General features: G+C 57.2%; 10 protein-coding genes. 7 read left to right on the top strand and 3 right to left on the bottom strand.

The window, feature by feature from the left end; all coding sequences use genetic code 11:
- Positions 1-144 precede the first annotated feature (144 nt).
- Positions 145-1,065, top strand: a complete 921-nt coding sequence (gene panS / locus B4M48_RS03370; RefSeq protein ID WP_039381880.1) for a ketopantoate/pantoate/pantothenate transporter PanS — start codon at positions 145-147, stop codon at positions 1,063-1,065.
- A 46-nt stretch (positions 1,066-1,111) separates the two neighbouring features.
- Here the strand turns inward: panS and B4M48_RS03365 are convergent, their stop codons facing one another.
- Positions 1,112-1,705: a YhgN family NAAT transporter gene (locus B4M48_RS03365; protein ID WP_039381881.1), complete on the bottom strand. Its 594-nt coding sequence runs from the start codon at positions 1,703-1,705 to the stop codon at positions 1,112-1,114.
- Positions 1,706-1,925: 220 nt separating this feature from the next.
- On the opposite strand from B4M48_RS03365, the gene asd reads away from it, so the two are divergent.
- The 6 genes from asd to glgP all read left to right on the top strand — a co-directional run bounded on the left by asd (position 1,926) and on the right by glgP (position 12,828).
- Complete coding sequence (asd, locus tag B4M48_RS03360) at positions 1,926-3,035, top strand: aspartate-semialdehyde dehydrogenase (protein WP_071668465.1); 1,110 nt, start codon at positions 1,926-1,928, stop codon at positions 3,033-3,035.
- Positions 3,036-3,390: 355 nt separating this feature from the next.
- Entirely contained in the window at positions 3,391-5,577 is a 2,187-nt protein-coding gene (gene glgB, locus B4M48_RS03355) for a 1,4-alpha-glucan branching enzyme (RefSeq protein ID WP_039381884.1), read from the top strand.
- Positions 5,577-7,556: a glycogen debranching protein GlgX gene (gene glgX / locus B4M48_RS03350; protein WP_288655914.1), complete on the top strand. Its 1,980-nt coding sequence runs from the start codon at positions 5,577-5,579 to the stop codon at positions 7,554-7,556. Before glgB ends, glgX begins: the two co-directional genes overlap by 1 nt.
- 10 nt (positions 7,557-7,566) lie before the next feature.
- Positions 7,567-8,859 (top strand): glucose-1-phosphate adenylyltransferase, encoded by a 1,293-nt coding sequence (gene glgC, locus B4M48_RS03345; protein WP_039381886.1) that lies wholly within the window; start codon positions 7,567-7,569, stop codon positions 8,857-8,859.
- A 65-nt stretch (positions 8,860-8,924) separates the two neighbouring features.
- Positions 8,925-10,358 (top strand): glycogen synthase GlgA, encoded by a 1,434-nt coding sequence (gene glgA, locus B4M48_RS03340; protein WP_039381887.1) that lies wholly within the window; start codon positions 8,925-8,927, stop codon positions 10,356-10,358.
- Between the two features lie 22 nt (positions 10,359-10,380).
- Positions 10,381-12,828, top strand: coding sequence for a glycogen phosphorylase (glgP, locus tag B4M48_RS03335; RefSeq protein ID WP_039381888.1), 2,448 nt, complete (start codon positions 10,381-10,383; stop codon positions 12,826-12,828).
- A 70-nt stretch (positions 12,829-12,898) separates the two neighbouring features.
- Here glgP and B4M48_RS03330 read toward each other — a convergent pair whose 3' ends face one another.
- Together B4M48_RS03330 and B4M48_RS03325 are read right to left on the bottom strand one after the other, a co-directional pair.
- On the bottom strand, positions 12,899-13,453 hold the full coding sequence (locus B4M48_RS03330; RefSeq protein WP_288655912.1) for a DcrB family lipoprotein: 555 nt from the start codon (positions 13,451-13,453) through the stop codon (positions 12,899-12,901).
- Between the two features lie 113 nt (positions 13,454-13,566).
- Complete coding sequence (locus tag B4M48_RS03325; RefSeq protein WP_039381893.1) at positions 13,567-14,232, bottom strand: 7-cyano-7-deazaguanine/7-aminomethyl-7-deazaguanine transporter; 666 nt, start codon at positions 14,230-14,232, stop codon at positions 13,567-13,569.
- Positions 14,233-14,333: the final 101 nt, after the last annotated feature.

Genomic DNA, 14,333 nt, shown 5'->3' with positions numbered 1-14,333 from the left:
CGTCGTCGGCGATAACGAAATGTTATGATCTCTTCCGATTGCAGCGGTCGTTCCCCGTGCGATCTTTCACCTGTGGCACATTATCTAAAACCTCTCCGGCTCGTTTTTGTAGCGGACAAAGGTCTCTGAAAAAGGAAGTGTTTCATGCTCGCCAGTCTCACCCGCCTGTTTCCACTCTGGGCTGTACTGCTCTCAGTCGCCGCCTATTACTCGCCATCCACCTTTACCGGTATCGGTCCGTGGGTCTCTTATCTGCTGATGCTGATCATGTTTGGCATGGGCGTTACGCTAAATATTGACGATTTTAAACGCGTGCTGGTGCGTCCGGCTCCGGTGATTGCCGGCACCTTTCTGCACTATCTGGTGATGCCGCTGGCCGCATGGGCGCTGGCAAAGCTGTTTCAGATGCCGCCCGATCTGGCTGCCGGCATGATTCTGGTCGGCAGCGTCGCCAGCGGAACCGCGTCAAACGTAATGATTTACCTGGCGAAGGGCGATGTGGCGCTCTCGGTGACGATCTCTTCCGTCTCTGCGCTGGTGGGCGTGTTTGCCACTCCGCTGCTGACCCGTTTTTACGTTGATACGCATATTCAGGTCGACGTGGTGGGGATGCTGCTGAGCATCGTGAAAATTGTGGTGATCCCGATTTCACTCGGGCTGATTATTCATCACACCATGAACAGCGTGGTGCGCCGCGTTGAACCCTGGCTGCCGGCGTTTTCCATGCTCTGCATTTTGCTGATTATCAGCGCGGTGGTGGCGGGTAGCCAGAGCTTTATCGGATCGGTGGGCCTGATGGTTATTCTGGCGGTGATCCTGCATAACGCCATTGGTCTGCTCGGCGGCTACTGGGGCGGCAAGCTGTTTGGCTTTGATGAGTCGACCTGCCGCACGCTGGCGCTGGAGGTGGGGATGCAGAATTCGGGGCTGGCGGCTACGCTCGGCAAACTCTATTTCTCACCGCTTGCTGCCCTGCCGGGTGCACTCTTCTCGGTCTGGCACAACCTCTCCGGCTCACTGCTGGCAGGCTACTGGTCTGGCAAACCCATAAAGAAAAAATCCTGAATGGTTGATGCGGGCGATGCCAGTCGCCCGCAGCCATAGCATGCGGTTATAACTTCAGATACGCCCGGATCCCATCCAGAAACATCTGCGTCGCCAGCATAATCAGGATCAGTCCCATCAGCCGCTCCAGCGCGTTAACGCCTTTGTCGCCCAGCAGGCGCAGAAACAGCCCCGACAGCAGCAGAATGATAACCGTAGCTCCCCAGGCGATCAGCAGCGCGCCGACCAGATGGCTCATCTGATGCGGGTACTGGTGCGACAGCAGCATCAGCGTGGCCAGCAGTGAGGGGCCGGCGACCAGCGGGATGGCCAGCGGCACGAGAAACGGCTCCTCGCCAGCCGGCAGGCCGCTGCTGCCGGTGTCGCCGGAGGGAAAAATCATGCGAATCGCGATCAGGAACAGAATAATGCCGCCGGAAATAGAGACCGTTTCGGTGCGCAGGTTCAGGAACATCAGAATGCGTTCACCGGCAAACAGAAACAGCAGCATCAGACCGAGCGCAATCAGCATTTCGCGCATCAGCACCACGCGACGGCGTCTGGGTTCCAGATGTTTCAGCACCGACATAAAAATAGGCAGGTTGCCGAGAGGATCCATGATCAGCAGCAGCAGCACGGTCGCAGATATCATTTCAGTCATGGGCGGTAAACCACTCCTTTCTGTTGGTGTTCACTATTATTAGCTCTGTTGCTGAAAAAACAGGTGTAATCGAATTAATTCACTTGCCAGAAGTGCAGCATTTTGTAGAGTTGAAGGTCGCAGGTAAACCTGAATATTACGCAGGCTCGCGCATCGTTAGCGCCGGGTCTGATACATGCACTATACAGGCCTCGGCCCGAGCTCCTGAGACGGACAGAAAATGAAGAATGTAGGTTTTATTGGTTGGCGTGGCATGGTCGGCTCTGTGCTGATGTCACGAATGAGCGAAGAACGCGATTTTGACGTGATCAATCCGGTGTTCTTCTCTACGTCGCAGCTGGGTCAGGCTGCGCCCGCGTTTGGCGGTAAGTCAACCGGCGCGCTGCAGGATGCGTTTGATATTGACGCGCTGAAAGCGCTCGACATCATTATTACCTGCCAGGGCGGCGACTATACCAGTGAAGTCTATCCAAAGCTGCGCGAGAGCGGCTGGCAGGGTTACTGGATTGATGCAGCCTCTACGCTGCGCATGAAAGACGACGCCATCATTATTCTCGATCCGGTTAACCATCAGGTTATTCGTGACGGACTGAACAACGGCATCAAAACCTTTGTCGGTGGCAACTGCACCGTCAGCCTGATGCTGATGTCACTGGGCGGGCTGTTTGCGAACGATCTGGTGGAGTGGGCCTCGGTGGCAACTTATCAGGCGGCGTCCGGCGGCGGCGCGCGTCATATGCGCGAACTGCTGACGCAGATGGGCATGCTGCACGATCATGTCGCACCGGCACTGCAGGATCCCGCTTCCGCTATTCTGGAGATTGAGCGCAGCGTGACTGACTTTACCCGCTCCGGTACGCTGCCGACGGATAACTTTGGCGTGCCGCTGGCGGGCAGCCTGATCCCCTGGATCGACAAGCAGCTCGACAATGGCCAGAGCCGCGAAGAGTGGAAAGGCCAGGCCGAAACCAACAAAATCCTCAACACCGGCAACATCATTCCGGTTGATGGCCTGTGCGTGCGCGTCGGCGCGCTGCGCTGCCACAGCCAGGCGTTTACGCTGAAGCTGAAAAAAGATCTGCCGCTGGCAGAGATTGAGCAGCTGCTCGCGGCGCATAACGAGTGGGTAAAAGTGGTGCCAAACGATCGCGAGATCACGATGCGCGAGCTGACGCCCGCCGCGGTTACTGGTCGTCTGACCACGCCGGTTGGCCGCCTGCGCAAACTTAATATGGGACCGGAGTATCTTTCCGCTTTCACCGTTGGCGATCAGCTGCTGTGGGGTGCCGCAGAACCGCTGCGTCGCATGCTGCGTCTGCTTATCGACTAAGCGCAGCGACATCAGACAGGCCGGGGTTTCCCGGCTTTTTTTTAATCAGCTGACGGGCAAAACCTAAGGCAAATTGCCGCCAGCGAGTGATCGGCTTCCCTTTTTTGTTTTTCCGATAACAATTTTTCACGTTCCTACCTGGCTTCTGCCAACCCCAAGCTATGATTTAACTGAGAAGTACCGATTGTTAACAGGTTGTACTTTGTAAGCGAATTAGTAGTGGTACCTGGCAACGAATTTTCCCATGGAGGGTGGCCTCTCTTGCCAGCGTACGTATGACTCAATGAAAAGCAGCGCACTTACAGCGGCACAGCTGCCCCTGCGGTCGCCTGCACAAAATCATAGGAAGAAAGTCATGTCAGAGTTTCCCGATCGCGATGCGATCAATGCGCTTTTTGCCGGGGATTACGCCGACCCCTTTTCTGTCCTGGGAATGCACCAGACCGTTCAGGGCCTTGAAGTCCGCGCGCTGCTGCCGGATGCGTCTGAAGTCTGGGTGATTGAAACCAAAACCGGCCGCAAATGTGGTCAGCTGAAGTGTCTGGATTCACGCGGCTTTTTCAGCGGAGTGATTCCGCGCCGCAAGAACATGTTTCGCTATCAGCTGGCGGTGAACTGGCATGGTCAGCAGAATCTGATTGATGACGCCTACCGTTTTGGCCCGCTGCTGGCCGATATGGACGCCTGGCTGCTGGCTGAAGGTACGCACCAGCGTCCGTATGAAACCCTGGGTGCGCACGGCGCGACCATTGATGGCGTCAGCGGCATCCGCTTTGCCGTATGGGCGCCGAATGCCCGGCGCGTCTCTGTGGTGGGCGACTTCAACTTCTGGGACGGCCGCCGTCATCCGATGCGCTTCCGGCGCGAACTCGGTATCTGGGAGCTGTTTGTGCCGGGTGCGGTAAACGGACAGCTCTATAAATATGAGGTTGTCGATTTACACGGGCAGATGCGTATCAAAGCTGACCCGTTTGCGTTTGAAGCGCAGATGCGCCCGCAGACGGCATCGATGATCTGCGGCCTGCCGCCGAAGGTTGAGATGCAGCCAGCGCGCAAAGCGGCGAACGGTTTTGATCAGCCTATCTCTATTTATGAGGTGCACCTCGGCTCATGGCGACGCCACACCGATAACAACTTCTGGCTGAGCTACAAAGAGCTGGCTGAGCAGCTTATCCCCTATGTCAAAGAGATGGGCTTTACCCATATCGAGCTGCTGCCGATTAATGAGCATCCGTTTGACGGCAGCTGGGGTTATCAGCCGCTGGGCATGTATGCGCCGACGCGGCGCTTCGGCACGCGCGATGAGTTCCGTCAGTTTATTGCAGCGGCACATGAGGCGGGTATCAACGTACTGCTGGACTGGGTACCGGGCCATTTTCCTGACGACGACTTCGGTCTGGCGAAATTTGACGGCACTGAACTCTATGAGCACAGCGATCCGCGCGAAGGGTATCATCAGGACTGGAATACGCTGATCTATAACTTTGGCCGGCGTGAAGTCAGCAACTATCTCTCCGGTAACGCGCTTTACTGGCTGGAGCGGTTTGGCATTGACGGCCTGCGCGTGGATGCGGTGGCTTCAATGATCTACCGCGACTACAGCCGTAAAGCGGGCGAGTGGATCCCGAATCATCTGGGCGGGCGCGAAAATCTGGAAGCGATTGCATTTCTGCGTCATACCAACCAGACGCTGGGCACGGCGGTACCTGGCAGCATCACCGTGGCGGAAGAGTCAACCGACTTCCCTGGCGTCACGCGCCCGAGCGAAAATGAAGGGCTGGGCTTCTGGTTTAAGTGGAACCTGGGCTGGATGCACGACACCCTCGACTACATGAAGCTCGACCCGGTACATCGCCGCTATCATCACAATCTGATGACATTTGGCATGGCCTACAACTACAGCGAAAACTTCGTGCTGCCGCTCTCCCATGACGAAGTGGTGCACGGCAAGCGCTCTATTCTCGATCGCATGCCGGGTGACGCCTGGCAGAAGTTCGCTAACCTGCGCGCCTACTACGGCTGGATGTGGGCGTTTCCGGGTAAAAAGCTGCAGTTTATGGGCAATGAGTTTGCTCAGGGGCGCGAGTGGAACCATGACGTCAGCCTCGACTGGCACCTGCTGGAAGGCGATGACAACTGGCATCACGGCGTGCAGCGTCTGGTACGCGATCTCAACCACACCTATCGCCACTATGCGCCACTTTATCAGCTCGACTTTGATCCGCAGGGCTTTGAGTGGCTGGTAGTGGATGACCACGATAACTCGGTGTTTGTCTTTGTACGCCGCGACCGCGAAGGCAATGAGATCATTGTTGCCAGCAACTTTACGCCGGTCACGCGCCAGGATTACCGTTTTGGCGTCAATCAGGCGGGCAGCTGGCGCGAAGTGCTGAATACCGATCAGCACGACTATCACGGCAGCGACGTGCGTAACCACAGCATCGCCCGCACCGACGAGATTGCCAGCCACGGCCGCGCGCAGTCGCTGAGTCTGACCCTGCCACCGCTGTCGACCATCTGGCTGGTGCGGGAGGCGGACTGATGATCGAAGCGGGCCAGCCTGCGCCGCACGGGGCCCGCTATGATGGACGCGGCGTCAACTTCACGCTCTTCTCGCGTCACGCAGAGAAGGTGGAGCTCTGCCTGTTCAGCTGTGAAGGAGAGGAGCAGCGTCTGACGCTGCCCGCCCGCAGCGGCGATATCTGGCACGGCTATATTGCCGGGCTGAAGCCGGGTCAGCGCTACGGCTATCGCGTTTATGGTCCGTGGGATCCGCAGCGGGGACACCGTTTTAATCCGGCTAAACTGCTGGTGGACCCCTGCGCCAAAGCCGTTACCGGCAGCATTGCGGATGACGCCGCGCTGTATGGCGGCATCGCGCAGCCTGACAGTCAGGACAGCGCCGGCTGCATGCCCAAATCGCTGGTTATCGCTGAAGACTTTGACTGGGAAGACGATCGGCCACCGCGTACGCCCTGGGGCAAAACGGTCATTTACGAAGCGCACGTGCGCGGTCTGACGCAGCTGCATCCGGAAATTCCTGAAACGCTGCGCGGGACGTATGCGGCGCTCGGCCACCCTGCTATGGTGAAGTACCTGCGCGACCTCGGCATTACCGCGCTGGAGCTGCTGCCGGTGGCGGCGTTTGCCAGCGAGCCGCGGCTGCAGCGGACAGGGCTGCAAAACTACTGGGGCTACAACCCCTACGCGCTCTGGGCGGTACACCCGGATTATGCGTCAGGGGAAGCGGGCGTCACAGCGCTGCAGGAGTTTCAGCAGGCGGTGAAAACGCTGCACGCAGCAGGTATTGAAGTGATCCTGGACGTGGTCTTTAACCACTCCGCAGAGCTGGAAGAGATTGGCCCGACGCTGTCGCTGCGCGGGGTGGATAACGCCAGCTACTACTGGCTTGATGAGCAGGGGAATTACCAGAACTGGACCGGCTGCGGCAACACGCTAAATCTCAGCGATCCGCAGGTGGTGGCGTGGGCGCTGGAAGCGCTGCGATACTGGGTACAGCACTGTCACGTTGATGGCTTTCGCTTTGATCTCGCCAGCGTGCTGGGGCGTACGCCGGACTTTTGCGCTGAAGCACCGCTGCTGGCGGCGATTCGCGCCTGTCCGGTTCTGTCGCAGGTCAAGCTGATTGCTGAGCCGTGGGATATCGGCGAAAACGGCTATCAGGTGGGCCGGTTTCCGCCAGGCTTTGCCGAATGGAACGACCATTTTCGCGACGCCGCACGCCGCTACTGGCTGCATGGCGAACTGAACAACGGCGAGCTGGCGCGTCGGTTTGCCGCCTCAGCCGATCTGTTTCAGCAGGCAGGGCGCCGGCCGCACGCCAGCATTAATTTTATTACCGCGCATGATGGCTTCACGCTGCGCGACCTGGTGAGCTATAACCATAAACATAATCAGGCTAACGGCGAGGATAACCGCGACGGCAGCAGTGACAACTTCAGTCATAACCACGGGCATGAAGGGCTGAAAGCGAATCCGGATGTCCTGCAGCGGCGGCGGCACAGCGCGCATGCGCTGCTGACCACGCTGCTGCTGGCACAGGGCACGCCGATGCTGCTGGCGGGCGATGAGCGCGGCCAGAGCCAGTATGGCAACAACAACGCCTACTGTCAGAATAACCTGCTGACGTGGCTCAACTGGCAGCAGGATGATGAAGGACTGGTCGACTTTACTGCGGCGCTGATCCAGCTGCGCCAGCGCATTCCGGCGCTGACGGCAGACTGCTGGTGGCAGGAAGGTGATGGTCAGGTGCAGTGGTTCAATGCCAGCGGCAAACCACTGGAACCAGAAGAGTGGGAGCGGGGTGCGCATCAGATGCAAATCCTGCTGTCGGATCGCTGGCTGATAACAATAAATGCAACAGATGCAATCAGTGACCTAGCCTTACCAGACGGAGAATGGCATGCCATACCTCCTTTCGCCGGGGAAGATAATCCCATTTTGACAACTGTCTGGCACGGGCCCGCACGCGGCGTGTGTGTGTTCCTAAAGCAATCATAAGGAGTCAGACATGGTGAAGTTAGACAGAAACGATCCTCTGATGCTGGCGCGCCAGCTCCCTACCCAGACAGTTGCCCTGATCCTTGCTGGCGGACGCGGCACGCGTCTGAAAGATCTGACCGCAAAACGCGCGAAGCCTGCCGTTCACTTTGGCGGCAAGTTTCGTATCATCGACTTTGCCCTTTCCAACTGCATTAACTCAGGCATCCGGCGCATCGGCGTCATTACCCAGTATCAGTCGCATACGCTGACGCAGCATATTCAGCGCGGCTGGTCACTGTTTAACGAGGAGATGAATGAGTTTGTCGATTTGCTGCCCGCTCAGCAGCGCGCCGCGACGGAGTACTGGTATCGCGGCACCGCCGATGCGGTGACGCAGAACCTCGATATTATCCGGCGTTATAACGCGCAGTACATCGTGATCCTTGCCGGCGATCACATCTACAAAATGGACTACTCGCGTATGCTGCTCGACCACGCTGAACGCGGGGCGAAGTGCACTATCGCCTGTCTGCCGGTTCCGCTGGCGGAAGCGACCGCCTTTGGCGTGATGGCGGTAGATGCTGACAACAACGTGGTCGATTTTGTTGAAAAACCCGCGACTCCTCCCGCTATGCCTGGCGACGCAGATAAGGCGCTGGCAAGTATGGGTATCTATGTTTTCAATGCCGACTATCTTTATCAGTTACTGGAAGAAGATTTGCTGGTAGAGAACTCCAGCCACGACTTTGGCAAAGATCTGCTGCCAAAAATTGTGGCGAGCGGTGAGGCGTATGCACATTCATTCACGCTCTCCTGCGTGCAGAACGATGAGAATGCAGAACCCTACTGGCGTGATGTAGGTACGCTGGAGGCCTACTGGCGTGCGAATCTTGATCTGGCATCCGTGACGCCAGAGCTGGATATGTATGACCATGAATGGCCCATCCGGACCCATATGGAGCCACTGCCGCCGGCTAAATTTGTGCAGGATCGCTCTGGCAGTCATGGCATGACCATGAACTCGCTGGTATCGGGCGGCTGTATTATTTCCGGCTCCGTAGTCGTGAATTCAGTGCTGTTTCCGCGCGTGCGCGTAAACTCATTTTGCAATATTGATTCAGCGGTGCTGCTACCGGATGTTGTGGTAGGCCGTTCGTGCCGGCTTCGCCGCTGTGTAATTGACCGTGCCTGCGCAATCCCGGAGGGCATGGTGATTGGAGAGAATCCGGATGAAGACAGCCGGCGTTTTTACCGATCGGAAGAGGGCATCGTACTGGTGACGCGCGCCATGCTGGGCAGGCTGGCCACCGCGGGTCAGTGAGTGGCGACAAGCATACAAAAAAACCGCCGCGTGGAACGCGCGCGATAACATAATAGGGGTTCAGGATGCAGGTTTTACATGTCTGTTCAGAGCTTTTTCCGCTGCTGAAAACGGGCGGGCTGGCTGATGTCGTCGGCGCATTACCGCAGGCGCAAATAGCCGATGGTACGGATACGCGGGTACTGATCCCGGCGTTTCCGGATCTGCGTAAAGGAATTCCTGATACTGACGTGGTGGCGGAGCTGCAAACTTTTGCCGGGCCCGTGCGCCTGCTGTTCGGGCAGTACAACGGTGTTGGTATTTATCTGATTGATGCGCCAGGACTGTATGACCGTCCCGGCAGCCCCTACCACGACACGTCGCAGTTCGCATACGTAGACAACTATCTGCGTTTCGCACTGCTGGGCTGGATGGGTGCCGAGCTGGCCAGCGGAGTAGATGGCCTGTGGCGTCCGCAGATTGTGCACGCGCATGACTGGCATGCCGGTCTGACCTGCGCCTATATCGCCGCGCGCGGCAATCCGGCTAAAACGGTCTTTACCGTACATAACCTTGCCTATCAGGGGCTGTTTAACGCCCGGCATCTGGATGAGATTCAGATCCCGCGCGAATATTTTGGCATGCATGGCCTGGAGTTTTACGGCCAGATCTCTTACCTCAAGGCTGGTCTGTTCTTTGCCGATCACATCACGGCGGTCAGTCCGACCTACGCGCTGGAGATCACCCGACCGGAGTTTGGTTATGGCATGGAAGCGCTGCTGGAGCAGCGTCTGCGTGAAGGTCGTCTGAGCGGTATTCTCAACGGTGTGGATCCGGGCATCTGGGATCCGGCTCATGACCTGCTGCTGACCGCCCGTTATGACCGCGAAACCCTGGAAAGCAAAGCGGAAAACAAACGTCAGCTGCAGATCGCCATGGGACTGAAGGTCGACGATAAAGTGCCGATTTTCTGCGTCATCAGCCGGCTGACAAAACAGAAAGGGCTCGATCTGGTGCTGGAAGCGCTGCCGGGTCTGCTGGCGCAGGGCGGGCAGCTGGTGCTGCTGGGTCAGGGCGACGCCGAACTGCAGCAGGGTTTCCTTGCGGCCGCGGCGGAACACCCCGGCAGCGTAGGCGTGCAGATTGGCTATCACGAAGCGTTCTCACACCGCATTGTTGGCGGTGCCGATGTGATTATGGTTCCCAGCCGCTTTGAACCCTGCGGACTGACGCAGCTCTATGGCCTGAAATATGGCACGCTGCCGCTGGTGCGTCGTACCGGTGGCCTGGCCGATACCGTACAGGATAGCTCTCTGGAGAACCTGGCGGATGGTGTTGCCAGCGGCTTCAGTTTTGAAGACAGCAATGCCTGGTCACTGCTGCGGGCTATTCGTCGCGCCTTTGTACTCTGGTCACGGCCTTCACTGTGGCGCTATGTTCAGCGCCAGGCCATGGCGATGGATTTCAGCTGGCAGGTGGCTGCGCAGGCCTACCGCGATCTTTATCAACGTATGCTGTAATTGAGAGATTGGGAGTCCGGATATGAATGCACCTTTCACCTACGCCTCACCCACGCTGACGGTTGAAGCGCTGAAGCACTCAATCGCCTATAAGCTGATGTTTACGATTGGCAAAGATCCTTCAATCGCGAATAAGCACGAGTGGCTGAACGCCTCGCTGCTCGCGGTGCGCGACCGTATGGTGGAGCGCTGGCTGCGTTCCAGCCGTGCGCAGCTGTCGCAGGATGTGCGTCAGGTTTACTACCTGTCGATGGAGTTCCTGATGGGCCGCACGCTGGGCAATGCGCTACTGGCGATGGGCATTTATGACGATCTCAATCAGGCGCTGGATGAGATGGGACTCAATCTCAGCGAACTGATGGAAGAGGAGAACGATCCCGGACTCGGCAACGGCGGCCTTGGTCGTCTGGCCGCCTGCTTTTTAGATTCGCTGGCAACGTTAGGCCTGCCGGGACGCGGTTACGGCATCCGCTATGACTACGGTATGTTCCGGCAGAACATTGTCGACGGCCAGCAGCGTGAGTCGCCGGACTACTGGCTGGAGTATGGCAATCCGTGGGAATTTCAGCGCCATAATACCCGCTATAAAGTGCGTTTCGGCGGTCGTCTGCAGCATGAGGGCGCGCGCGTTCGCTGGATTGAAACGGAAGAGATTGTCGCGATGGCGTACGATCAAATCATTCCCGGTTTTGACACCGATGCCACCAATACCCTGCGGCTGTGGGGGGCGCAGGCGAGCAATGAGATCAATCTCGGCAAGTTTAACCAGGGCGACTACTTTGCGGCCGTCGAGGACAAAAATCATTCCGAGAACGTTTCGCGCGTTCTCTATCCGGATGATTCAACCTACTCAGGACGCGAGCTGCGGCTGCGTCAGGAGTACTTTCTTGTCTCCTCTACGGTGCAGGATATTCTGCATCGCCACTGGAAAATGCATGAAACCTGGGACAACCTTGCTGACAAAGTCGCTATCCATTTGAACGACACGCATCCGGTTCTGGCGATCCCGGAGCTGATGCGGCTGCTGATTGATGAGTATAAATTCAGCTGGGATGACGCGTTTGAAGTCACCTGTCAGATCTTCTCCTATACCAACCATACGCTGATGAGCGAGGCGCTGGAGACCTGGCCGGTAGATATGATCGGCAAAATTTTGCCGCGTCACCTGAGTATTATTTTCGAGATCAACGATTACTTCCTGAAGACGATTCAGGAGCACTATCCCGACGACTGGGATCTGATGTCGCGCATCTCGATTATCGATGAGAATGATGGCCGCCGCATCCGTATGGCGTGGCTGGCGGTGGTGGTGAGTCACAAAGTAAACGGCGTCTCTGAGCTGCACTCCAATTTGATGGTGCAGTCGCTGTTTGCCGACTTTGCCCGGCTCTTTCCGGGACGTTTCTGCAACAAGACCAACGGCGTGACGCCGCGTCGCTGGCTGGCGCTGGCGAATCCGGCGCTCTCCGGCGTGCTGGATGAAACCATTGGCCGCACCTGGCGCACCGATCTGTCACAGCTCAGCGAGCTGCAGCCGCATATCGACTACCCGGCGTTTATTCGCCAGGTTGCCGATGCCAAATTTGCCAACAAGCAGCGGCTGGCGGCATGGGTCGCCAAAAATATGGATATCGTGCTCAATCCGCACGCGCTGTTCGATGTACAGATCAAGCGTATTCACGAGTACAAACGGCAGCTGCTTAACGTGCTGCATGTGATCACCCGCTATAACCGGATCAAAGCCGATCCCGATGCCAGCTGGGTGCCGCGCGTAAATATTTTTGCCGGTAAAGCCGCCTCGGCCTACTACGTGGCAAAACACATTATCCATCTGATCAACGATGTGGCTGACGTGATCAACAACGATCCGCAGGTAAAGAACAAGCTGAAAGTGGTGTTTATTCCTAACTACGGCGTCAGCCTCGCGCAGATCATCATTCCGGCGGCCGATCTTTCCGAGCAGATCTCCACGGCGGGTACTGAGGCCTCCGGCACCAGTAACATGAAGTTTGCGCTAAACGGCGCGCTGACCATCGGCACGCTGGATGGCGCAAACGTGGAGATGCGCGAGCACGTGGGCGCAGAGAACATCTTTATCTTCGGCAACACCACTCCACAGGTTGAGCAGCTGCGCAAAGAGGGCTACAACCCGCGCAAATACTTTGAGGAAGATGCTGAACTGCATCAGGTGCTGACGCAGATTGCCACCGGCGTCTTCAGCCCGCAGGAGCCGGGACGTTACCGTAACCTGTTTGATGCGCTGGTTAACTTTGGCGACCATTATCAGCTGCTGGCGGATTACCGCAGCTATGTGGATACGCAGGATAAAGTGGATAAGCTTTACCGGCAGCCGGATGAGTGGCAGCGGCGTGCAGCGCTGAATATTGCCGGTATGGGCTACTTCTCGTCAGATCGCACCATTCAGGAGTATGCGGATGAGATCTGGCATATTTCGCCGGTGCGGTTATAAAAAAGGTCACCATGAATGGCGACCCTGCAAAATATGGCCCGATGCGCATTAATGCGCATCGGGTAACGGCTTACTTCAGCGTAATGCTCTTCACAATGCTGTCTGCATCGCTCTGCGCCTGCTGCTGATTCTCTGCCGGCAGGGTGATCTGCAGCGTCAGCAGCTGATTATCGACTTTTGCCAGCACCACCGTTGACCACGATGTCTGGTTGTTAGCGGAAATCACCGTATCCAGCTGCTGTGCCGGCTGGTCTTTCAGCGTTACCGCTTTATTCGACACCACCTGCAGCTGCGGATCGCGATTGCGCTGCTGCTGCTCCAGACGTTTTGAGAGCGTCTCAAGTGAGTCACTGGTCGGGTCGCCGGCAATCACGATAATGGCGCGCTGGCCGGTTTCATTAGCGTAGACGTGCATATTGGTGGATTCAGAGCCGAGTTTACCGCTCTTATCAGACATGCCCGCAGGCAGCGTAAAGCTCAGTTTCCCTTCCATCAGATTCACCGTCTGAGCGGACTGGCTGACGCTGGTACCGCTGTTGTCAGCAGCATCCTCTTTTTTCTGATCGCACGCCGCCAGGCCCAGCACCAGCAGGCCGATACCTGCATACTTCACTACGTTGCACATTCTGTTCCCTTTTACAATTCCAGTCTGGCTTATACAAACGGAATCGGCGGTCAAAAGCAACCGCCGATGTGTCAGGAAATCTTAGCGCACCGCGCCATTTCGTCTATGGCACATTAGCCGAAATTGATCTGGCGGGCCTGATGCCGTTCCGCCATGCGCTTCAGGGCGGCATTCAGCAGCAGGCCGTAGGCGGGCAGGAAGAAGATCAGGCAGATCAGCACTTTGAAGCTGTAATCCACCAGGGCAATCTCGACCCAGTGCGCTGCCATGAAGGGATCCTGGCTCTTATAAAAAGCGATAAAGAAAAAGGCCAGCGTATCGCTGACGTTGCCGAGAAACATGGCGCAGGCTGGCGCTATCCACCACTGCGGCAGCTGGCGCAGACGGTTAAAGACGTGAACGTCAAGGATTTGACCCAGCGCATAGGCCATAAAGCTGGCGCAGGCGATACGGGCGACAAACAGATTGACCTGCTGCAGCGACGCCCAGCCCTGCCATGCCCCCTGATAAAAGAGGCAGGAGATAGCGTACGAGATAAATAGCGCCGGGATCATCACCGCGAGAATAATGCGTCGCGCGAGCGGGGCGCCAAAAATACGCACGGTCAGGTCGGTTGCGAGAAAAATAAAGGGAAAGCTGAACGCACCCCAGGTGGTATGAAAACCGAAAATAGCGACCGGCAGCTGAACCAGATAATTGCTGGAGGTGATCACCAGCAGATGAAACAGCGACAGCCAGAAAAGGGCGTGCATGCGCTGACGCGCAGAAAAAGCGATCATATTGAGCCTTTTTTAACAATGGGGTGAGGGAACCCATCCCTTCATCGTTCGCATTTTTGCTGCGCTGGCTGCGCGTGCTAAAAGACTAACGATTTTGGGGA

The sequence above is a fragment of the Pantoea sp. UBA6567 genome (genome assembly GCF_002434165.1).
GTDB lineage: Bacteria > Pseudomonadota > Gammaproteobacteria > Enterobacterales > Enterobacteriaceae > Pantoea > Pantoea eucrina.
The sequence above is the reverse complement of the archived record's forward strand: the minus strand, read 5'-3'. Positions and strand labels throughout refer to the sequence as shown.

Bases quoted from the DNA above. Each gene is read 5' to 3' on its own strand.
- panS (WP_039381880.1), top strand. From the start codon at position 145: ATGCTCGCCAGTCTCACCCGCCTGTTTCCACTCTGGGCTGTACTGCTC.
- B4M48_RS03365 (WP_039381881.1), bottom strand. From the start codon at position 1,705: ATGACTGAAATGATATCTGCGACCGTGCTGCTGCTGCTGATCATGGAT.
- asd (WP_071668465.1), top strand. From the start codon at position 1,926: ATGAAGAATGTAGGTTTTATTGGTTGGCGTGGCATGGTCGGCTCTGTG.
- glgB (WP_039381884.1), top strand. From the start codon at position 3,391: ATGTCAGAGTTTCCCGATCGCGATGCGATCAATGCGCTTTTTGCCGGG.
- glgX (WP_288655914.1), top strand. From the start codon at position 5,577: ATGATCGAAGCGGGCCAGCCTGCGCCGCACGGGGCCCGCTATGATGGA.
- glgC (WP_039381886.1), top strand. From the start codon at position 7,567: ATGGTGAAGTTAGACAGAAACGATCCTCTGATGCTGGCGCGCCAGCTC.
- glgA (WP_039381887.1), top strand. From the start codon at position 8,925: ATGCAGGTTTTACATGTCTGTTCAGAGCTTTTTCCGCTGCTGAAAACG.
- glgP (WP_039381888.1), top strand. From the start codon at position 10,381: ATGAATGCACCTTTCACCTACGCCTCACCCACGCTGACGGTTGAAGCG.
- B4M48_RS03330 (WP_288655912.1), bottom strand. From the start codon at position 13,453: ATGTGCAACGTAGTGAAGTATGCAGGTATCGGCCTGCTGGTGCTGGGC.
- B4M48_RS03325 (WP_039381893.1), bottom strand. From the start codon at position 14,232: ATGATCGCTTTTTCTGCGCGTCAGCGCATGCACGCCCTTTTCTGGCTG.